General features: G+C 34.2%; 19 protein-coding genes. 15 read left to right on the forward strand and 4 right to left on the reverse strand.

The genetic code is table 11. The features are described from left to right. The first annotated feature begins 1 nt into the window (after nt 1). The 13 genes from DFQ03_RS15840 to DFQ03_RS15900 all read left to right on the forward strand — a co-directional run bounded on the left by DFQ03_RS15840 (nt 2) and on the right by DFQ03_RS15900 (nt 14,780). Nucleotides 2–763, forward strand: coding sequence for a tetratricopeptide repeat protein (locus tag DFQ03_RS15840; RefSeq protein ID WP_133674217.1), 762 nt, complete (start codon nt 2–4; stop codon nt 761–763). Nucleotides 764–821: 58 nt separating this feature from the next. Continuing rightward, complete coding sequence (locus DFQ03_RS15845; RefSeq protein WP_133674218.1) at nt 822–1,115, forward strand: hypothetical protein; 294 nt, start codon at nt 822–824, stop codon at nt 1,113–1,115. Between the two features lie 72 nt (nt 1,116–1,187). Next, nucleotides 1,188–2,780, forward strand: a complete 1,593-nt coding sequence (locus DFQ03_RS15850) for a SulP family inorganic anion transporter (RefSeq protein WP_091901252.1) — start codon at nt 1,188–1,190, stop codon at nt 2,778–2,780. Between the two features lie 39 nt (nt 2,781–2,819). Further along, complete coding sequence (locus DFQ03_RS15855) at nt 2,820–3,647, forward strand: universal stress protein (RefSeq protein WP_133674219.1); 828 nt, start codon at nt 2,820–2,822, stop codon at nt 3,645–3,647. A gap of 16 nt (nt 3,648–3,663) precedes the next feature. Then, nucleotides 3,664–4,293: a carbonic anhydrase family protein gene (locus tag DFQ03_RS15860; protein ID WP_027065700.1), complete on the forward strand. Its 630-nt coding sequence runs from the start codon at nt 3,664–3,666 to the stop codon at nt 4,291–4,293. A gap of 166 nt (nt 4,294–4,459) precedes the next feature. Next, nucleotides 4,460–6,334, forward strand: coding sequence for a SulP family inorganic anion transporter (locus DFQ03_RS15865; protein ID WP_133674220.1), 1,875 nt, complete (start codon nt 4,460–4,462; stop codon nt 6,332–6,334). 71 nt (nt 6,335–6,405) lie between these two features. Then, nucleotides 6,406–7,425, forward strand: a complete 1,020-nt coding sequence (pheS, locus tag DFQ03_RS15870; RefSeq protein WP_133674221.1) for a phenylalanine--tRNA ligase subunit alpha — start codon at nt 6,406–6,408, stop codon at nt 7,423–7,425. 9 nt (nt 7,426–7,434) lie between these two features. Further along, on the forward strand, nt 7,435–7,830 hold the full coding sequence (locus DFQ03_RS15875) for a hypothetical protein (protein WP_133674222.1): 396 nt from the start codon (nt 7,435–7,437) through the stop codon (nt 7,828–7,830). Between the two features lie 49 nt (nt 7,831–7,879). Continuing rightward, entirely contained in the window at nt 7,880–8,341 is a 462-nt protein-coding gene (locus DFQ03_RS15880) for a hypothetical protein (RefSeq protein WP_133674223.1), read from the forward strand. A 177-nt stretch (nt 8,342–8,518) separates the two neighbouring features. Continuing rightward, the gene (locus DFQ03_RS15885) at nt 8,519–8,998 is read left to right on the forward strand and encodes a GbsR/MarR family transcriptional regulator (RefSeq protein WP_133674224.1); all 480 of its coding nucleotides are present in this window, start codon (nt 8,519–8,521) and stop codon (nt 8,996–8,998) included. 101 nt (nt 8,999–9,099) lie between these two features. Next, nucleotides 9,100–10,185, forward strand: a complete 1,086-nt coding sequence (locus tag DFQ03_RS15890) for an efflux RND transporter periplasmic adaptor subunit (RefSeq protein WP_133674225.1) — start codon at nt 9,100–9,102, stop codon at nt 10,183–10,185. 37 nt (nt 10,186–10,222) lie between these two features. After that, nucleotides 10,223–13,360 (forward strand): efflux RND transporter permease subunit, encoded by a 3,138-nt coding sequence (locus tag DFQ03_RS15895; protein ID WP_133674226.1) that lies wholly within the window; start codon nt 10,223–10,225, stop codon nt 13,358–13,360. A 16-nt stretch (nt 13,361–13,376) separates the two neighbouring features. Beyond that, nucleotides 13,377–14,780, forward strand: coding sequence for a TolC family protein (locus DFQ03_RS15900; RefSeq protein WP_133674227.1), 1,404 nt, complete (start codon nt 13,377–13,379; stop codon nt 14,778–14,780). Nucleotides 14,781–15,342: 562 nt separating this feature from the next. Here DFQ03_RS15900 and DFQ03_RS15905 read toward each other — a convergent pair. Beyond that, on the reverse strand, nt 15,343–15,840 hold the full coding sequence (locus tag DFQ03_RS15905) for a YciI family protein (protein ID WP_133674228.1): 498 nt from the start codon (nt 15,838–15,840) through the stop codon (nt 15,343–15,345). After that, nucleotides 15,834–16,301, reverse strand: coding sequence for a CYTH domain-containing protein (locus tag DFQ03_RS15910; RefSeq protein ID WP_133674229.1), 468 nt, complete (start codon nt 16,299–16,301; stop codon nt 15,834–15,836). Before DFQ03_RS15910 ends, DFQ03_RS15905 begins: the two co-directional genes overlap by 7 nt. Nucleotides 16,302–16,354: 53 nt before the next feature. Between DFQ03_RS15910 and dinB the strand changes: the two genes are divergently transcribed. Both dinB and DFQ03_RS15920 read left to right on the forward strand, forming a co-directional pair. Then, the gene (gene dinB, locus DFQ03_RS15915) at nt 16,355–17,458 is read left to right on the forward strand and encodes a DNA polymerase IV (protein ID WP_133674230.1); all 1,104 of its coding nucleotides are present in this window, start codon (nt 16,355–16,357) and stop codon (nt 17,456–17,458) included. Nucleotides 17,459–17,857: 399 nt separating this feature from the next. Then, on the forward strand, nt 17,858–18,382 hold the full coding sequence (locus tag DFQ03_RS15920; RefSeq protein ID WP_133674231.1) for a PAS domain-containing protein: 525 nt from the start codon (nt 17,858–17,860) through the stop codon (nt 18,380–18,382). Between the two features lie 76 nt (nt 18,383–18,458). Here DFQ03_RS15920 and pyk read toward each other — a convergent pair whose 3' ends face one another. Both pyk and DFQ03_RS15930 read right to left on the reverse strand, forming a co-directional pair. Next, a complete protein-coding gene (pyk, locus tag DFQ03_RS15925; RefSeq protein WP_133674232.1) occupies nt 18,459–19,901 on the reverse strand; it encodes a pyruvate kinase in 1,443 nt (480 codons plus the stop codon). A 2-nt stretch (nt 19,902–19,903) separates the two neighbouring features. Next, on the reverse strand, nt 19,904–20,368 hold the full coding sequence (locus DFQ03_RS15930) for an IPExxxVDY family protein (RefSeq protein WP_133674233.1): 465 nt from the start codon (nt 20,366–20,368) through the stop codon (nt 19,904–19,906). Nucleotides 20,369–20,422 lie beyond the last annotated feature (54 nt).

The raw sequence follows: 20,422 nt of genomic DNA on the forward strand, positions 1-20,422 counted from the left end.
TATGTTCAAAAAGCTAGCTACTCTTATTAGCCTTTTCACGGTTCTCTTTTGTGCCGCTCAGAACAATAAATTGTTTGAGCAGGCCACAGCGGCTTATAATACCGGTGATTATGATAAGGCCGTATCTTATTATGAAGATATTTTAAACAATGACGAGCATTCTAGCGCCGTTTACTATAACCTTGGTAATTCGTATTACAAGCTCAATATGATTGCCGAGAGTATCTATTACTATGAGAAGGCTTTGCTACTATCGCCAAACGATAATGAAATAAAAACGAACCTAAGCTATGCTCAGAATATGACCATAGATGCTATTGATACAATGCCTGAAACAGGGTTGAGTAAATTGTATAAAAATATAACCGGCAAATTAACTTTTGATCAGTGGGCGTATACAGCGATTGTCTTTATGCTACTTTTTGTGCTTTTATATATTTTATTTTATAACTCTAATTACAGCACAAGAAAACGATGGACATTTATAGGTAGTTTACTTGCACTGTTCTTTTGTTTAATCTCGGTTCTATTTGCTTTTATTCAACGAAATGATTTCGATGAAAATCAACCTGCAATAATATTTTCGGAAGAAAGTATTGTAAAATCTGAGCCTAACGACGCTAGTGCAGAAGTATTTTTGATTCATGCAGGAACCAAAGTGAATGTTTTAGAGAAGCTAAATGACTGGAATAAAATTAGATTAGCAGATGGTAAAACAGGATGGATTCAAAACAATGAACTTAAATTGTTAAAGGATTTTTAGATTATAGTTAACAGTTTTTAACCATTTCAGTACTATCTTTATACCTTATTTTTAGTACATGACTTTTTTTGCTCGCATTACTTTACTGTTATTATGGCTTTTTGCAGTTACTGCACCAAGCATCATAACCCTATGCGATGTTGAAAACCCTATTTTAATAACCAATCTTAACGAAGAAGAGCAAGAGACTGGTAAAAAATCTATGGGCGAAGAAAAGTTTGTTAAGGAAAGTTTGTTAGATTTTTCAATAGCAGCCATTTTTGAAAATTCTATAATCAGCAACTTCAGCATGATAGGCTATATAGACCTGTCATTAGAAGTTCCATCTCCTCCTCCCGACTACATTAGTTAATTTCTTCATTTTTATTTTACATCAGTTAACTAATCTGTTCCAAAATAACTTTGGGACATAAACTTTTTATACATGTTTAAACATATTAAGAGCGATATTCCTGCGAGTATCGTTGTATTCTTTGTAGCCCTACCATTATGTCTTGGTATAGCATTAGCTAGTGGCGCACCTTTATTTTCAGGATTAATTGCTGGTATTGTTGGTGGTATTTTTGTTGGCGCACTTAGTGGTTCCAAAATTGGAGTAAGTGGTCCTGCAGCTGGTTTAGCCGCAATTGTATTAACCGCAATAGGTGCTTTAGGTGGTTATGAAAATTTCTTGGTAGCCGTTGTATTAGGTGGTATTATTCAAATTATTTTCGGAATTTTAAAAGCAGGTGTCATAGGATATTATTTTCCTTCTTCTGTAATTAAAGGTATGCTTACCGGTATTGGTATCATCATAATTCTTAAGCAAATACCTCATTTCTTCGGTTATGATCCTGATCCAGAAGGCGATTGGGCTTTCTTTCAAGTTGATGGGGAAAATACCTTTTCAGAAATTTTCAATACCATAAATAATATTAGTCCTGGTGCAACTCTTGTTGCCGTTATAGGTATGGCCATTCTTTTATTATGGGATAAAGTTCTTTCTAAAAAAGGAAAAATATTTCAACTTGTACAAGGTCCTTTAGTAGCTGTTGCAGTTGGTATCATATTCTTTATTGTTACACAAAACAGTGAAATATTTGCTATTTCATCTGAGCATTTGGTTAGTGTACCTGTTCCTAAAGATGCAGCCTCTTTTATAGGTCAGTTTAGCTTTCCTAATTTTAGTGCCATCACAAATCCGCAAGTTTGGGTAACAGCTTTTACCATTGCTTTGGTAGCTAGTTTAGAAACTTTACTTTGTGTTGAAGCAACAGATAAATTAGATCCACATAAAAATGTTACGCCAACTAACAGAGAATTGCTTGCGCAAGGTGCTGGTAATATCGTATCTGGTTTAATAGGTGGTCTGCCTATTACACAAGTTATTGTTCGTAGTTCTGCTAACATACAATCTAATGGTAGAACTAAGCTTTCAGCAATAATTCATGGTTTTCTATTACTGATTTCTGTTATTTTAATTCCTACACTATTAAATATGATTCCGCTATCAGTTTTAGCAGCCATATTATTTATTGTAGGTTATAAATTAGCTAAGCCAGCGTTATTTGTAAAAATGTACCAATTAGGTTGGAAACAATCCGTGCCTTTTTTCGTAACGGTATTCGGTATCGTTTTTACAGATTTATTAATCGGTATTAGTTTAGGTCTTGCCGTAGGTATTGTAGTAATTCTTTTAAAAAGCTACCAAAACTCGCATTTTCTGCATATTGAAGATAATAGTAACGGTAAGCATAAGATAAAAATGTCTTTGGCAGAAGAAGTAACCTTTTTCAATAAAGGTGCTATTCTTAAAGAACTAGACAATCTTCCAAGAGATACGTATTTAGAATTAGACATTTTAAAGACCAGGTATTTGGATTATGATATTGTTGAGATTTTAGAAGATTTCAGGCTTAAGGCATCAGAGAGAAACATAGATATTAAGTTAATTTCAAAGAGAGGTGTTGTTGAAAATCCGCCAAGTTTTATAGGATTCTTTGAGGAACGCCCAAAATCTAAATTGAGCTTAAGCTAACAGATTGGGATTATATTCAATCAACTAAAAAAAACAAAAATGAGTAAAAAATATAAAATCGTTGTTTTCTCAGATTTGAAAAAATCTTTGGGAAACACACTTAAAAGTACGCTTAGCCTAGCTAAGATGCTCAATGGAGAAATAACCATTTTCCATGTTAAGAAAGCGACAGAAGTAGTTACTGAAGACAGCCATCTTTCAGCAATACGTTCTTTGAATAGTGAATATAGAGATATGGATAACGATATAAATTCTATCGTCACAACATATTCCAAAGATTTTGGTGTACCATTAACCTATTCTTGTACTATTGGAAATCTTAAAAATGAAATAGCCAATTACATTGAAAAGGAAAAGCCAGATTTTATAGTATTAGGAAAAAGAAAATCTAAGGTATTTAACATCCTTGGAGACAATCTTATTCCGTTTGTACTTAAAAAGCATAATGGACCTGTTTTTTTGTCTGATGAAAATCAAGTTCTTAACATCGACAAAGATTTATCTTTAGGTGTATTAAGTGGTGACGAAGAGACATCTATTGCTTCACTGACAGAAAATTTACTTTTACATTCGCAAAAGCCTTTAAAATCATTTAGAATATTGAAGAATGCCGACACTTCAGATAAAACAAAAGTGTCAAAAGAAAGAAAGGAGATTGAATTTGTATTTGATAGTAACGATAATTCTATAAAGAATATATCAAACTATGTAGCTATCAATAATATTAATCTACTTTGCATCAATAGATCACAAAACAAGGGAGATTCTAAAAACAAATCTCTTTCTATGCCCACTAATATTAACGACATCATCAATAATCTTAATGTTCCTCTAATACTAATGGGCCAAACAAATTATACATTGTAAATAATTATAAAAAAATATGAAAGCACATACTAAAGAAACACAATCAACGATGACTCCTAAGAAATCATTAGATTTCTTAAAAGAAGGAAATCAAAGATTTCAGAATAACCTAAAAGCAAATCGTAACCTTTTAGAGCAAGTAAATGACACTAGCGAAGGTCAATTTCCTTTCGCCACAATATTAAGCTGTATAGATTCAAGAGTTTCTGCAGAACTAGTTTTTGACCAAGGATTAGGAGATATCTTTAGTGTTAGAATAGCTGGTAATTTTGTAAACGAAGACATACTTGGAAGTATGGAATTTGGTTGCAAATTAGCTGGTACCAACTTAATTGTTGTTTTAGGCCATACAAGTTGTGGTGCTATAAAAGGTGCTTGTGACCATGCTAGGTTAGGTAATTTAACTGCGCTTATCAAAAAAATAGAGCCAGCTGTAGATGCTGTTAAAGAACCGACCGATGAAAGCTTACGAAATTCAAAAAACTTAGATTTCGTAGATAGTGTTTCAGCAAAAAATGTTGAATTAACTATTGATAATATCAGAAAACAAAGTCCGGTATTAGCAGAAATGGAAGAAAATGGTGAAGTCATGATAGTGGGAGCTATGTATGATATCGCTACTGGTGCCGTTGATTTTTACAACTAGAATCAACTGTACATAACACAAATAGAGCCGATGTTAAACCATCGGCTCTATACTTAAGGGAAATCAATCAATTATTCGCAGCCAACGAAAATTTATTAATTAAACACGAGTAGAATCACTTCTAATTATTGTGACTCTATCTCATTAAAATTCATTATTTTAAATTATGAAGAATTTATTTTCAAATTTCAGAGGAGATTTATTTGGCGGTATTACAGCGGGTATTGTTGCTTTACCTTTAGCACTTGCGTTTGGGGTTAGCTCAGGTCTAGGACCTAGTGCCGGACTTTATGGTGCTATTTTTATAAGTTTTTTTGCAGCACTTTTTGGCGGAACCAGTACACAAATATCTGGACCTACAGCACCAATGACTGCTGTGAGTATGGTGGTAATAGCCGGTATTGTTGCCATGAACGATGGTAGTCTTGAAAAAGCCCTACCTGCAATTTTAATAGTTTTTCTTTTAGCGGGATTAATGCAAATTGGCTTAGGCCTTTTGGGTATTGGAAAATACATTAGATATATTCCTTACCCTGTAGTATCTGGTTTTATGACAGCTATTGGTGTTATAATTCTAGTTACACAAATTTTACCGGCTATTGGGTATTACCCAAAAGAAGATGCTGAGTTTGTAAACCTATACAAACCTATGGCCGAAGAGATTATTCTAGATAATATCTTAAAAGAAGAAGCTGGTGAAGGTATATTGGTTTTAGAGGATTTTAAAGAGACTATCTCTCGTGCTGAAGGAATAACGGAAGCCGATATGATGAAAGAGGCTCAAACATTAGCTAAATCTGAAGCATCTGGGGTAATAGGTGCAATTAAAGTATTACCAAGAGCACTTAACAACATTAATTGGCTCGAATTAATTCTTGCACTTTCTACCATTGCCATCATTTATGGTTTCAAAAAAATAACCACTACAATTCCAAGTGCTTTGGTTGCACTAATTGTGGTGTCTGGTGTGGCTTATGGATTTGGCTTAGACTATAGGCCAATAGAACAAATACCAAGCGGTTTTCCTATGCCTAACCTTGGCATATTCACCGAATTTCAATTAAGCTCAGTAACTCCATATGTATTTACCGCTCTTACCTTAGCATTACTTGGTGCCATAGATTCACTTTTAACTTCTGTAGTTGCAGATAACATGACCAAAACCAAACACAAGCCTAACAAAGAATTAGTTGGCCAAGGTATTGGTAACAGTATTGCCGCAATATTTGGTGGAATACCAGGGGCAGGAGCTACTATACGTACTGTTGTAAATATTAATGCAGGTGGTAAAACAAAATTATCTGGTATGGTTGCCGGTGTTCTACTATTGATTGTACTTCTAGCTCTTGGCCCTATTGCTTCTCAAATTCCTGCTGCGGTATTAGCCGGTATTTTAGTTACGGTAGGTATTGGTGTTATGGATTATAAAGGTTTAAAGGCAATTCCAAGTTTACCAAAAGATATGAGCTTAGGACCTATTAAATTCAGCTCTGAGGTAGTTATAATGCTTGTAGTTCTGGTACTTTCTTCTGTTTGGAACTTGGTTTACGCCGTTGGTGTAGGTCTAGTAATTGCTTCTTTAATGTTTATGAAGAAAATGGGCGATTTAACAGCAGAACGATCAGATGTAAAATCTTTAGAAAAAGAAGTAAACTGGCCAGATGAAGCTGCGTTTCCTAAAAGTCTACAAGAAGAAGTTTTTATTAAACATTTGAAAGGACCGTTATTTTTTGGATCTACTAGTGAGTTTCAACAAATGGCAGATCAAATACCTGAAACGGCATCTACCGTAATTATAAGAATGGGCAGAATGCAATACATGGACCAATCTGGTTTATACACTCTTGAAGATGTTCTTATAAGCCTTCGAAAATCAGGCATAAATATTCTCTTTGTCGATGTTTTAAATCAGCCTCGTTATATGATGGAGCGTGTTGGCGTTATACCAGAACTAATACCAGAAGAACATATTTTTGATGAGTTCGATGAGTGTTTAATTTGGGTAAAGGCTAATGTAAAAGATGAATTTACCTCTAGCTGATTCATCTTAAGCAACAAAAACATATCATACCTGTTTTAAAAGTTTTAAATTTGCGGCTTTAATCAACATTCATGATTGATAAGATAAAAGAACAAATCTCTGAAGTAGCATCGTTCACAGCTGACAATATGGAAGCTGTTGAAACGTTTCGTATTAAATATTTAGGTAAAAAAGGTATACTTAACGACTTCTTTGCAGAGTTTAAGAATGTACCTAAGGACCAGAAAAAAGAGTTCGGCCAAACTATCAACGAACTTAAACAAGCTGCTACAGAAAAGGTAGAATCTTTAAAAGAAGTTTTAGAAAATAACCAAACTGATGAACAGGTGTATGGCGATTTAACCAGACCTGGAAATCCTATTGAATTAGGTTCACGTCATCCTATCTCTATAGTAAAGAACAAAATCATTGATATTTTCTCTAGAATTGGTTTCAATGTTTCTGAAGGTCCAGAGATTGAAGATGACTGGCATAATTTCACAGCGTTGAATTTACCAGAATATCATCCTGCGAGAGACATGCAAGATACCTTCTTTGTTCAAACAGATCCAGATATACTTTTACGTACACACACCTCATCGGTTCAAGTGCGTTATATGGAAAACAATCAACCTCCTATTCGTACCATATCTCCGGGTAGAGTATATAGAAACGAAGCTATTTCGGCAAGATCTCACTGTTTCTTTCACCAAATAGAAGGCTTATATATTGATAAGGACGTTTCTTTTGCCGATCTAAAACAAACGCTTCAATACTTTACTGCCGAACTTTTTGGTAAATCTAAAATTAGATTAAGACCTTCTTATTTTCCGTTTACCGAACCAAGTGCAGAGGTTGATGTATACTGGGGATTAGAAACAGAATCGGATTACAAAATTACAAAAGGTACTGGTTGGTTAGAAATTGGTGGCTGTGGTATGGTAGACCCAAATGTGCTTACAAATTGCGGACTAGATCCTGAAATTTATTCTGGATTTGCTTTTGGTGTCGGTATTGATCGTATTGCTATGCTATTACATCAAATAACCGATATTCGTTTGTTAAGTGAAAATGATCTACGCTTTTTAGAGCAATTTAAAAGCGCCCTATAAAATCACTTCGTGAAAAAAGATATTGAAATACCTGTTGTTAAAGATGTACATGTTGCTATCATTCGCGAATGGAACGAAGAATTTTTGGACAAAGATTGGAATGCCTATATCTTAAATGACCGTAAAACTGCTATTGAAATGACCATGGTGGTCTCTAAGGGGTATGATCAAGATCGCAAATCGTCTACGATGAGGCACGGTATCGGCGACATGGAACCAAAGTCCTTTAGAAAAATAGAAGTAGTTCAAGAAGATGTTTTGGGATTGAACAATGAGTTTTTTGTCACATTCTATGCGGATAATAAGTTGTACGAAAAACGCTTTGTGTTCGAGAAGAATACCGTGACAGAAAATAATTTGGTTAACATTCAATTGATCGATAAAGAGGGCATCTTTGCTAAATAAGGTTTTTAAAAGCATCCTATGCGTCATGCGGCTATCTAATAATTAAAACATGAAGCTTAAAATTGCCATCTTATTATTCATCATTATTTTAAACAATGCCTGTGACGTTTCTCAGGAAGGAACAGATTGTTCTTTAGTTGATTGTGCAATTGGACAATTATTTTCTGTTGAGTTGATCGATAATGACGGTAATAATTTAATAACCAACGGCACCTATGCCATTTCAGAAATATCAATAACTAATAATGAATCAGAAATAGATTTAATACCCTTTAACTCTAACGATTTTCTAAATTTTATAGTTGAAAATAAAAGTGGAGAAAGTATTTATACCATTCGATTTTCAGAATCTGAAATTGATACGTTAAATCTAAATCTGGTTGAATTGGACCAAGCCTCTGTTTGCTGCGGTCCCTATTATGCAGTTCAAAGTGCTACTTATAATGGTGCCAATTATGAAATTCTGACTAACAATAATGATGATTTTTTTAAAATTACTGTAGTCAAGTGACTAAACTATTCCATTTGTTCTACTAAAAATAGAAGTGGTTTATGGCTAAACAACTGTTAAACGAGATTAAACAACTTCTTCGATTCTTTTAAATTTCAATACTTTAACATTTTTTAAGTTCTTTTAGTTTGTTTGTTACCGAACTAACAATACCTTTGTAGCTTCAAATTTCGAATTATGGAAAAAGAAGAACGTAAACAAAAGTTAATAGAAGAGCTAGGTGTTCATTTTGAGGCTGAATATAGTTTACCTCCTTTAGCTGCAAGAATATTCGGGAATCTTGTAGTTACTGAAGAAATCGGATTAACATTCGATGATTGCCAAATGAAAAGAGGGGCTAGTAAAAGCTCTATTTCTACCTCACTGAATTTATTGTTACAGTTAGGTATGATTACCTATTTCACTAAATCTGGAGATAGAAGAAGATATTTTCAAATATCTGACAAGAGCACATTTTTCATTAAAAAGCTAGAACAAGCACTTAAAAAAGCAGCTAACGAATCTAAAATGATACAGAAAGTTGCTGAATACGATAAAGAATATAACATTGAAAAATATATTTCTAATAAAGCAAAAATAGAAGCATATATGCACTGTTTAGACCAAAATGAAAGTACTTATAAAGAAACGATAGAAGCTTTAAAAAAGCTGATATAAAAAAATTTAATCAGTAGGTTCGTTTTTTACCGAACATACTGAATTAACAAAACCTTAACAAGCAAACAACGACTATTTAAACAAGTAAACATCCGATTAAAATGAAAAAATTATCAATTATAGGAATATTATGTGCAGCTCTTCTTTTGAGCTCCTGCTTTGGTTCATCAGAAAAACCAGCAGAAGGTCCTACAGCTCCCCCACCACCAAGCTTGAAAGTTGCTAAACTAGTAAAACAAGACTTAACAATTTATAATGAATTCTCTACTACTCTTGAAGGTAAGCAAAACGTAGAGATATGGCCAAAAGTATCTGGTTTTGTTCAAGAGGTATATGTTGAAGAAGGTCAGAAAATAAAAAAAGGTCAACTACTTTTTAAATTGGAAACTCAGACTTTAAATCAAGACGCCAACGCTGCAAAAGCTTCTGTAAATGTAGCCCAAGTTGAGGTAGATAAGCTGAAGCCCTTAGTAGATAAAAATATTATTAGCCCTGTGCAATTAGAAACTGCAAAAGCACAACTTGCACAAGCACAGGCTAATTATCATAGTGTTACGTCTAACATTGGTTATTCTCGCATTACTAGCCCTGTAGATGGTTATATTGGTGAAATTCCTTTTAAAATTGGTGCGCTTGTAAGCTCAGCAATGGCTAAACCATTAACTACAGTTTCTGATATTAGCGAAGTACGTGCTTATTTTTCAATGAACGAAAAAGAGCTTTTAAAACTAAAGGAGTCTTTGCCTAAAAACGATAATAACGTTTTAGACTTAGAGAAAGCCCCTGAGGTAACCTTAATAATGATCAACGGTGAAGATTATGCTGAACCTGGTAAAATCGCTATGATCAATACTATTATTAATAGCACTACTGGTAGTGTAACGGCCAGAGCCGATTTTGACAATAAAAACAATTTACTAAATAGCGGTAGTACCGGTAAAATTAAAATTCCAACTATTTATAGTGGTGCATATGAAATACCACAAACTGCAACCATTGATCTTCAAGGTAAAAAATTGGTTTACGTTTTAAAAAATGATAATACGGTTACTACAATGCCATTAGACATAATTACGACCACCCAAAAAGGTTTTGTAGTTGAAAATGGAATTGAAGATGGAACTACCATTGTTGTCGAGGGAGTATCTAAATTAAAAGACGGAATGACTATTAACCCAGCCAAGTAAGCATCCGGTATTCATTAAAACTTATAAATAAAGAACAATGTTTCAAAGATTTATAGATCGTCCCGTACTTTCTACGGTTATTTCGATTATTATAGTTATTCTAGGTGTTTTAGGTTTAACAACCTTGCCTATAGAACAATACCCTGAAATTGCACCACCAACGGTACAGGTTACAAGTACCTATACAGGTGCAAATGCAGAAACCGTACTTAATAGTGTTGTAATTCCATTAGAAGAGCAAATTAATGGTGTTGAAGACATGTTGTACATGACCTCTAACGCAAGTAATGATGGTGCCTCAACCATAAATGTATTTTTTAAGTTAGGTACAGACCCTGATATTGCTACCGTAAACGTGCAGAACAGAGTTGCAAGAGCAAACAGTGTATTACCTCAAAGTGTTGTTCAAACAGGAGTTATTACTCAAAAATCTCAAACCAGTGCATTATTATTCTTCTCCTTATTTTCTGATAATGATGAGTACGATGCAACGTTTGTAGAAAACTATGCTAAAATTAATATCGTACCAAAATTACAACGTATCGAAGGTGTAGGTAACGTTACAGTTTTTGGAGCTAAAGATTATTCTATGCGTATCTGGATTAATCCAGAAAAAATGGCTGCTTACAAGCTAATGCCATCTGATATTCAAGCAGCTCTTGCAGAACAAAATCTCGAAGCAGCAACGGGTAAAATTGGTGAAAATGCCGATGGTGTTTATGAGTATGTATTAAAATATAAAGGTCGCCTTTCTAATGAAGCCGAATATGAAGACATCATTATTAAAGCTGAAGAAAACGGACAGTTTTTAAGACTTAAAGATGTCGCCGAAATTGAATTGGGAGCTTTTAATTATGGAACTAAAAATGAAGGCATGGGTAAGCCCGGTGCTGCCGTTGGTGTTTTTCAAACTTCTGGATCAAATGCGAATGCAATTATCGAAGAAATTCAAATTATCTTAGAAGAGAGCAAGGTAGATTTCCCTAAAGGATTAGACTATGTTATTCCTTATAACACAAAAGATTTCTTGAGTGCATCTATAGATCACGTAATACAAACTTTGATTGAGGCCTTTTTATTGGTATTCTTAGTAGTATTCCTATTTTTACAAGACTTTAGATCGACATTAATACCCGCCATTGCTGTACCGGTAGCAATTATTGGTACATTTTTCTTCCTCTCATTATTTGGGTATTCTATTAACATGTTAACGCTATTTGCGATGATACTCGCCATTGGTATTGTAGTGGATGATGCTATTGTAGTGGTAGAAGCCGTGCATGCCAAAATGGAAGAAGGCGCTACAAATGCTAAAACGGCTACGAAATCTGCTATGTCAGAAATATCTGGTGCTATTATTTCTATTACTTTGGTAATGTCGGCAGTATTTATTCCTGTATCATTTATCAGCGGATCTTCGGGTGTATTCTATCAACAATTCGGAATTACACTAGCAATTGCAATTCTTATTTCTGCAGTAAATGCATTGACACTAAGTCCGGCTTTGGCTGCTCTTTTATTAAAGCCTCATCATACATCCGAAGAAAAAAAGAAAGGTGTTGTAAAACGTTTCTTCTCAGCTTTCAACACTGGTTTTGATGCCGTAACCAATAAATATATTGGATCAGTTAAATATATAGCAAAAAGAAATTGGCTTACCGGGGTGTCCCTTGTAATATTCGCTATTATAGCAATTTTATTATTTCAATCTACGCCTACAGGCTTTATACCGAATGAGGATCAAGGGCTATTATTTGCCGATGTTACCATGCCTCCCGGTACTACTTTAGAGCAAACACAAAAGACTGTAAAGAAGCTCGACTCTATTTATGCTTCTATGGATATCATAAAAGATAGAATGAATATTACCGGTTTCAGTATTCTGAACAGTGTTAACGGTGGTTCATATGGTTTCTCTGTACTTCGTCTTAAAGATTGGGGCGAAAGAGAAGGAGAAGGAGAATCAGTACAAGAAGTAATAGGAAGTCTTTTCGCAAAAACAGCGGGATTAAAAGATGCTAAAATATTCTTCTTCACACCACCAAGTGTTCGTGGTTTTGGTAACTCTACCGGTTTTGAAATGAACTTGCAGAGTAAAGATGCCGATGATTGGCAAACCGTAAACAAAGTTACCAATGAGTTCTTAGGTGCTATCAACGCACGACCAGAGGTACAATACGCAATTACAAACTTTAATGCCAACTTCCCTCAATATGAATTAGATGTTGATGTTGAGAAAACCAAAATGGCAGGTTTAACTGTAACTGATATTTTTAGTGCAATGCAAGGATATTATGGTGGTCTTTATACTACCGATTTCAATAAATTCGGTAAGCAATACCGTGTAATGATCCAAGCTAAACCAGAAGATAGAGCCGACGAAAATTCATTAAACCATATTTTTGTAACCAATGCCAATGGAGAGTCGGTTGCTGTATCTCAATTTGTATCGTTGAAGAAAATTTACGGTCCTGAGCTGGTAAGTAGATTTAACCTTTTAAGTTCAGTGAAAATTAACGGAGCTATGAACCCTGGGTATTCAACCGGCGATGCGATAAAAGCAATTGAAGAGGTAGCTGCAGAAGTATTGCCTAATAACTATACCTATGAATATTCTGGTCTAACTAAAGAAGAAAATAGCGCAGGTAGCCAAACTATCATCATATTTATATTGAGTTTGGTATTTGTATACTTCTTATTAAGCGCTCAGTACGAATCGTATATTTTACCATTATCAATTATACTTTCACTACCCGTAGGTATTGCAGGTGCCATTGGTTTTGTAAGTATAGCCGGACTTGAAAACAATATCTATTTTCAGATTGCATTGATTATGCTTATTGGTCTACTTTCTAAAAACGCTATTCTTATTGTAGAGTTCGCATTGCAACGTAGAAAACACGGTATGTCGATTATTGATTCTGCTATTGATGGTGCAAAAGCAAGACTTAGACCAATTTTAATGACATCATTCGCCTTTATTCTTGGTTTAATGCCATTGGCACTTTCATCGGGTATTGGTGCTGTAGGTAATAGATCTATTGGTATGAGTGCTGTTGGTGGTATGTTAATCGGTACCATATTCGGTGTATTCGTAATACCAGCTTTGTACGTTATTTTCCAGACTATTCAAGAGCGTTTTACTGGTGCTCCACAACCAACTATTGAAGAATAAAAGAACTAAAGAAATCATGAATAAAATAATATCAAATAAACTTTTACTGGTTGCCTTTCTGCCGCTGTTGTTGCAGTCTTGCTTTACGGCAAAAACATACGAGCGACCAGAAATTGAAACAGAAAACTTGTATAGAACAGACAATTTGCCACAAGATAGTGTGTCGTTTGCGTCGGTTTCTTACCAAGACTTATTTACAGATTCTTATTTGAATACCTATATTCAAAAAGGTCTAGAAAACAACCTTGACATTCGCATTGCGCTGCAGAGCATTGCGGCTGCAGAGGCTTATGTGAAGCAAGGTAAGGCTGGTTACTTACCAACAGTTAACGCTGCGGCAAGTGCGACTAGAACGGCGAAAAACAGTGAAAATGGACAATTTGGAAGCTTATTCACCCAACCTTATAACCAGTTTGAAACTTCTGGTACTATTTCTTGGGAGGCAGACATTTGGGGCAAAATCAGAAGTACAAAACGTGCTAGTGATGCCAGCTACTTACAAACCGTAGCTGCACACAAGGCTGTAAAAACTAGTTTAGTTGCACAAATTGCTACTACTTACTATCAAATTTTAGCCTTAGATAAACAAATTTCTGTTACCGAAGAAACCATAGAAAACCGTTCTAAAAGTTTAGAAACCATAACGGCTTTAAAAGAAGCAGGGCAAGCTAATCAGGTTGGTGTTGACCAAACTGCAGCACAACTATATAGTGCTCAAAGTCAATTGTTAGACCTTAAAAATCTACTTTATCAAGCGGAAAATACCTTGAGCATTTTATTAAGTGAAGAACCACAAACTTACGAGCGCAGTTCACTAGACGAGCAGTCTTTAGCTAACGAAATGCAATTAGGTGTACCTGCTCTTTTACTTCGAAACAGACCTGATATTATGCAGGCGGAATATAGCTTAGTAAATAGTTTTGAATTAACGAACGTTGCTAGAAGTAACTTTTACCCATCTATAACGTTATCTGCACAAGGCGGATTTCAAAGTTTAGATCTTGATAATTGGATAGATTCTAGTTCAATATTCGCTAATTTGGTTGGTGGTTTAACACAGCCCATTTTTAACGGTAGAAAAATTAGAACTGCTTACGAAGTTGCGCAGGCTCAACAAGAACAGGCAGTGTATATGTTTAAGAAAACACTATTAAATGCTGGTCAAGAAGTATCTAATGCTTTGTATGATTACAATATCTCTTTAGAAAAAGAAGAGTTCATTACAAAACAAGTATTGGCTTTAAAGAGAGCAGAAAGTAATTCAGAAGAATTATTGAACAGTGGCTATTTAACCTATTTAGACCTTTTGACTGCTAGAGAAAATGCCTTAAATGCTGAACTTAGCTTGGTTGACAACAAACTTTCTCAATTATCTGCAACGGTAGAATTATATCGTTCTCTTGGTGGTGGATGGCAATAGGTCGATGCTTTAAAAAATGCAAAAAAACTAAATATATTGAACAGGCATTAGTGCTTTTCTCTAAATATGGATGCAAAAGGGTCGGAATGGATGATGTTGCTGAGACCCTTGGCATCTCTATAAAACATTTTATGAAGTTTTTGAAAACAAGAGTAATAATATACAGGAAAGTGTTTCACTTTTACTAAGTCGAACGCATGATAAAAAAAATCAGGTTTTTTAAAACTTCTGATCAAACGCCAAACCCATTTATTTATATTATTCATATTTATAGCGTAGGACTTAAGGAGCTAAAAACCCTAAGTCCTACTTTTTTATATAGCCTGAAGAAATATTAGCCTCAATCCTATAGGCTTTATGACAATTTTACCCAAGCCGTCGTTTGGACCTACGTTTTGGATTTACTGCAGGAAGCAAAGACTAAAGGACTTTTAAGAGACAATATAAACAATAAGTACAAATACGAGCTATTTCACCTTAGAATCAATGAGGTTATAGTACAGATGAACTTTTGGAACATTTAATCAAAGTGCCGATGCATGGCATTAAAAAATAGAAAGTTTTATCTCAGCACAAAACCTTTTGCCGCCCACCATGGATGAATTTCTATTTGTAACCTACCTGCCTTTACCATAGGGTCTGCATTTGCCAAACTATCTGCAATTTCAATATTTGGCGTATTGTAAATTGTTATTCCCCTTATATCTCCATCATCTCCAAAAGGTCCGGAAATATCGGCATATCCTAATTCATACATTGTACCCAAATGTGCCATATGCAGACTTTGTAAACTATCTGCTTCTGCTTTAGGTTGATCACGGTTTGGTCCACTTTTTAAAAAAGCAATATAATACTCTTGCATAAGTACGGTGTCCTTGGTTTTTTCATCTACATAATCAAAAATTTGAAAACCTTTCTTGGTAAGCTCTGTCTTCAACTGCGTCGCCGATTTCTTTTGTTCTTTGGGTTCAACGGTTGCAATTTCCGTTGTCTTTTCTTTACAAGCCTGTATGAACATCAACGCTATTAATACCAAACAAATGTTTCTACTCCTTACCATAAATTAAAAGGTGTTTTGCTTAATTGAGAATTATAATATTTTACTTCTCCTGTTACCTCGGCTCCAAGCCAAGCAGGTTTATCAAAATATTCATTTTCATCGTTCAATTCGATTTCAGCCACTGTTAATCCTTCATTTTCATCATGAAATTCATCTACTTCATAAACATGGTTTCCTACCGGTACTTCATATCTATATTTATCTAGAATTCCTTTTTCACACAACTTCAAAAGATTTTCTGCATCTTCTACAGTAATTTCCTTTTCCCATTCAAATCTAGAAGTGCCTGAAGTATTCGATTTCCCTTTTACGGTAATAAAGCCCAAATCTCCTTTGATTCTGACCCTAACCGTTCTATCGGGATGTGTATTTAAAAAACCTTGAACAATTCTGGTTTTAGAACTTGCTTCAGACTTATAATCGTCTGATTTGACCAAAAATTTACGTTCTATTTCTATCATATGAATGGGTTAATCTACTATCCTTAAAACTAAGATAAGTCTTAAATTTGCTTATGCCCAATGAAATGCCTTTGCGAAAAATTATTCATGTTGATATGGATGCATTCTATGCTTCTGTAGAAGAATTGGACAACCCAGATTTAAAGGGAAAACCTTTGGCAGTAGGTGGAAGTGAAAAAAGAGGTGTTGTTTCTGCCGCCAATTACGAAGCTCGTAAATTTGGGGTGCGCAGTGCTATGAGTGGATTTCAAGCAAAAAAAAACTGTCCGCAGTTGACTTTTGTAAAACCGAGATTTGACCGATATAAAGAAATTTCGAAAATAATACGCTCTATATTTTTCGAATACACAGATCTGGTAGAACCGCTGTCTCTTGACGAAGCTTATCTTGATGTTACGGTTAATAAAAAAGGAAATCCTTCTGCGACCATGCTTGCCACTGAAATAAGGCAACGTATTCTTGAAAAAACAGGCTTAAATGCATCTGCAGGCATATCTATCAATAAATTTATTGCTAAAATTGCCAGCGATATCAATAAACCTAACGGACAAAAAACGGTTAACCCTGAAGAGGTGATTCCCTTTTTAGAAGAATTAGATATTAGAAAATTCTACGGTGTTGGTAAAGTTACTGCTGAAAAAATGTACAAGCTTGGCATTTTCACCGGAAACGATTTAAAAAGCAAATCAATTGAATTTTTAGCCGAAAATTTTGGCAAAAGCGGACCTTACTATTATCATGTAGTACGTGGAATTCACAATAGTGAAGTTAAACCGCATCGTATACCTAAATCTGTCGGTGCAGAAAGAACCTTCAATGAAAATTTAAGTAGTGAGATTTTTATGCTTGAGCGTTTAGAGCATATTGCCCAAGAACTAGAAAGAAGATTGACAAAATCTAAGGTTGCCGGTAAAACCATTACCTTAAAAATAAAATACAGTGATTTTACCTTGAATACAAGAAGTAAAACAATGCCCTATTTTATCGCAGATAAAGACCTCATCTTAGAAACCGCAAAAGATCTTTTATATCAAGAGGAGTTGCAAAATTCGGTTAGACTATTAGGAATCTCACTTTCTAATTTAAATACTGAAGATAAGACCACTAAAAAAAATGATGACAAATCAATTTTGGTACAATTAAAATTCGAATTTTAATTGTTCTTGTACAAAGCGAACCATGTTACCTTAGCTTACTTCTTAAATTATTTTTTGCAATATATTAGATAAGTAAATTGTTTTTATTAATAGTTTACCTATTATAAAATGACTTGGCACCATAATGACCTCAACGCATATTTACAACTTATTAATTACACATTTAGGGAATAAAAAAAGTTCTAATTACTAAGGTTTGTTGTAAATACTTCCATTTTCAAAGAAAAATAATCTCTTTTGTGTTCAACTTTTTTCATAACTTTTTAAAGTATACCCAACGAACACTTAAACATTTACACTAATCCTCCCTTAAAATTTTAACTGTCACCCGTAAATTTTTAGCTTTATAGCAAATTGCTATGAAAAAGAAATTTTAATTATTACTCTAAACTACACAGAATGATAGATTTAAAAGATTACGACAAAGCCGTAATCAAGTTTAGAAAGAGCTTAAACTTTACGATGTTACCTGTTCTCTCTTGGGATTTTTATGCTTCTAATTATGAAGAAATAAAACAAACCGAAGAAGATTCTGTTGCCTTGTTAAGTTTGGTTTCTGCCAATTCTTGGAATATTGATACCGAAATTCTCGATACCAGATTAAAAACCAATAAGAATGTTATAGTGGTAACAGATGCTAAATTAAACATTGTTTTTGCTACCAAGAACATGTGGAATATGAGTCAATACTATCCTGAAGAAGTTATAGGTAAAAGTCCTAAAATGTTTCAAGGTAGTTTGACATCAAAATCTACCTTAAAAGTGGTTTCTGAAGCAGTAAAAGAAAAGAAACCTTTTGAAGTCACAGTAGTTAACTATAGAAAAGATGGAACTACGTATAAATGTTGGATTCAAGGAGAACCTATTTTCGACAATAAAGGAGACATCGTTAATTTTATAGCCTTTGAAAAAGAAGTTGCTTAACTTTTGATAGTTAAAGCATAAAAAAGGGTCGCTAAATAAGCGACCCTTTTTTTATGAATTATAGTATTAAACCTGACTAAATATCGCCTGATTCTATTTCACTAACTCTTAATGTATTTACCATTCCTTTATCTTTAATAGGCATTGCCGCAAGGCTAATTATCATATCCCCTACTTGCAAATATCCTTTATTAAAAGCTATACGGTTTACATCATCGACAGTATCATCTGTAGATACAAATTTATCATAGTAAAAAGCTTTTACACCCCATAATAGATTCAATTGCGTTAGTATTCTTTTATTCGATGTAAACACAAGAATATGTGAACTTGGTCTCCATGCAGAAATTTGAAAAGCGGTGTAACCACTATTGGTTAAAGTAGAAATTGCCTTCGCTTTAATATCATCTGCCATTGTAGCGGCATGATAACAAATAGATTTAGTAATGAATCTCTTTGTACGAATATGTGGTGGATCGTGCGGTACCTTAATTAAATCTGAACCTTCAACACTCTCTAAAATGCTTGACATTTTTTCAATTACCTGTACAGGATAATTACCAACAGAAGTTTCACCAGATAACATTACTGCATCTGCACCATCCATAACAGAGTTTGCAACATCATTTACTTCTGCTCTTGTTGGTGTAAGACTAGTAATCATTGTCTCCATCATTTGGGTAGCGATAATTACAGGTATTCTAGCTTTCTTAGCTTTTAAAACTAATTGCTTTTGAATTAACGGAACTTCATGGGCAGGAACCTCAACACCTAGATCTCCACGAGCAACCATTAGACCATCACAGTAAGCAACAATCTTATCTATATTTTCAACAGCCTCAGGTTTCTCAATTTTAGCAATAATCGGAATTTTATGTTCTGAGTGCTTATTGATTATGTTCTGAAGATCAATTAAATCTTGACTGAAACGAACAAATGAAAGTGCGATCCAATCTACCTCTAAAGAAATAGCGAATTCGGCATCTTTAATATCCTTTTTTGTAAGTGCAGGTAAAGAAATATTAGTATTCGGTAAGTTAACACCTTTCTTTGATTTTAATGGTCCACCTTGTATTACCTTGGCTAAAACTTCATCATCACCATTGGTCGTTACGACTTCGAACATTAATTTACCATCATCTAAAAGAATACGCTCCCCAGCTTTTACATCTCTAGGAAATTCTTTGTAATTCATGTAAACACGTTCTGCAGAACCTTCAAAAGGCTCTCCAGTTACAAATGTTATTTCATCACCTGGGCTAACTACAACATCACCGGCCATTACGCCCACGCGTAATTTAGGTCCTTGTAAATCTGCTAAAATAGATGTGTAAGTATCCATTTCATCATTTAATTCACGTATCATTTTTACACGCTCTTTAACATCATCGTAATCGGCATGAGAAAAATTTATTCTGAATACATCTACTCCTGCATCTATCATGCTCCTGAGTACCTCTTTCTTGCTAGTTGCAGGTCCTAAGGTGGCTACAATTTTCGTCTTTTTTACAGTTGGCATATTTAAAAAATTAGATTGTTCTTTGATTTTAGTTTGTCTATACTTATTTCATAAGCTGCCATAACTTTAGGCAACATTAATATGTTCTTTATCAAGGAGTTTATATCAAATCCCTTCTCTGTTTCTATTTTTAACAGATAGTCGACATCCTTATACTCGGGTAAGAGCCTAGGTGTCTTATATGTTGATTCATTCTTAAACAAATCATCTCTTACTATGAGTTCTTTTTCACTGCTATGATTGGCAATTAAAACCCAATACATATCATTATACTCATCTTCCCATTCAAAAATGGGAAACGAATTATTTTCAGCAAGATTAAAATTCTTTTTTGCTCTTACAAATTTTGCCTTAATACTTTGGTTTAAACCGTAGGCTAATGCAAAATCTTCTAAGGTAGTGTGTAAAGCTATAAGGCTAAAAGATTCATCATAAAAATCATCATTTATTTTATAAGTCGCAGCCATACTTGAACAAAACGGTAAATATAGAACTTCTAAGCTATAAAGCCTAGTTAGATA

It is taken from the genome of Maribacter caenipelagi (genome assembly GCF_004364175.1).
Classification (GTDB): Bacteria; Bacteroidota; Bacteroidia; order Flavobacteriales; family Flavobacteriaceae; genus Maribacter; species Maribacter caenipelagi.

Excerpts from the sequence above, each read along its gene's own strand:
- DFQ03_RS15840 (WP_133674217.1), top strand. The coding sequence starts at position 2 with ATGTTCAAAAAGCTAGCTACTCTTATTAGCCTTTTCACGGTTCTCTTT.
- DFQ03_RS15845 (WP_133674218.1), top strand. The coding sequence starts at position 822 with ATGACTTTTTTTGCTCGCATTACTTTACTGTTATTATGGCTTTTTGCA.
- DFQ03_RS15850 (WP_091901252.1), top strand. The coding sequence starts at position 1,188 with ATGTTTAAACATATTAAGAGCGATATTCCTGCGAGTATCGTTGTATTC.
- DFQ03_RS15855 (WP_133674219.1), top strand. The coding sequence starts at position 2,820 with ATGAGTAAAAAATATAAAATCGTTGTTTTCTCAGATTTGAAAAAATCT.
- DFQ03_RS15860 (WP_027065700.1), top strand. The coding sequence starts at position 3,664 with ATGAAAGCACATACTAAAGAAACACAATCAACGATGACTCCTAAGAAA.
- DFQ03_RS15865 (WP_133674220.1), top strand. The coding sequence starts at position 4,460 with ATGAAGAATTTATTTTCAAATTTCAGAGGAGATTTATTTGGCGGTATT.
- pheS (WP_133674221.1), top strand. The coding sequence starts at position 6,406 with ATGATTGATAAGATAAAAGAACAAATCTCTGAAGTAGCATCGTTCACA.
- DFQ03_RS15880 (WP_133674223.1), top strand. The coding sequence starts at position 7,880 with ATGAAGCTTAAAATTGCCATCTTATTATTCATCATTATTTTAAACAAT.
- DFQ03_RS15885 (WP_133674224.1), top strand. The coding sequence starts at position 8,519 with ATGGAAAAAGAAGAACGTAAACAAAAGTTAATAGAAGAGCTAGGTGTT.
- DFQ03_RS15890 (WP_133674225.1), top strand. The coding sequence starts at position 9,100 with ATGAAAAAATTATCAATTATAGGAATATTATGTGCAGCTCTTCTTTTG.
- DFQ03_RS15895 (WP_133674226.1), top strand. The coding sequence starts at position 10,223 with ATGTTTCAAAGATTTATAGATCGTCCCGTACTTTCTACGGTTATTTCG.
- DFQ03_RS15900 (WP_133674227.1), top strand. The coding sequence starts at position 13,377 with ATGAATAAAATAATATCAAATAAACTTTTACTGGTTGCCTTTCTGCCG.
- DFQ03_RS15905 (WP_133674228.1), bottom strand. The coding sequence starts at position 15,840 with ATGGTAAGGAGTAGAAACATTTGTTTGGTATTAATAGCGTTGATGTTC.
- DFQ03_RS15910 (WP_133674229.1), bottom strand. The coding sequence starts at position 16,301 with ATGATAGAAATAGAACGTAAATTTTTGGTCAAATCAGACGATTATAAG.
- dinB (WP_133674230.1), top strand. The coding sequence starts at position 16,355 with ATGCCCAATGAAATGCCTTTGCGAAAAATTATTCATGTTGATATGGAT.
- DFQ03_RS15920 (WP_133674231.1), top strand. The coding sequence starts at position 17,858 with ATGATAGATTTAAAAGATTACGACAAAGCCGTAATCAAGTTTAGAAAG.
- pyk (WP_133674232.1), bottom strand. The coding sequence starts at position 19,901 with ATGCCAACTGTAAAAAAGACGAAAATTGTAGCCACCTTAGGACCTGCA.
- DFQ03_RS15930 (WP_133674233.1), bottom strand. The coding sequence starts at position 20,368 with ATGGCTGCGACTTATAAAATAAATGATGATTTTTATGATGAATCTTTT.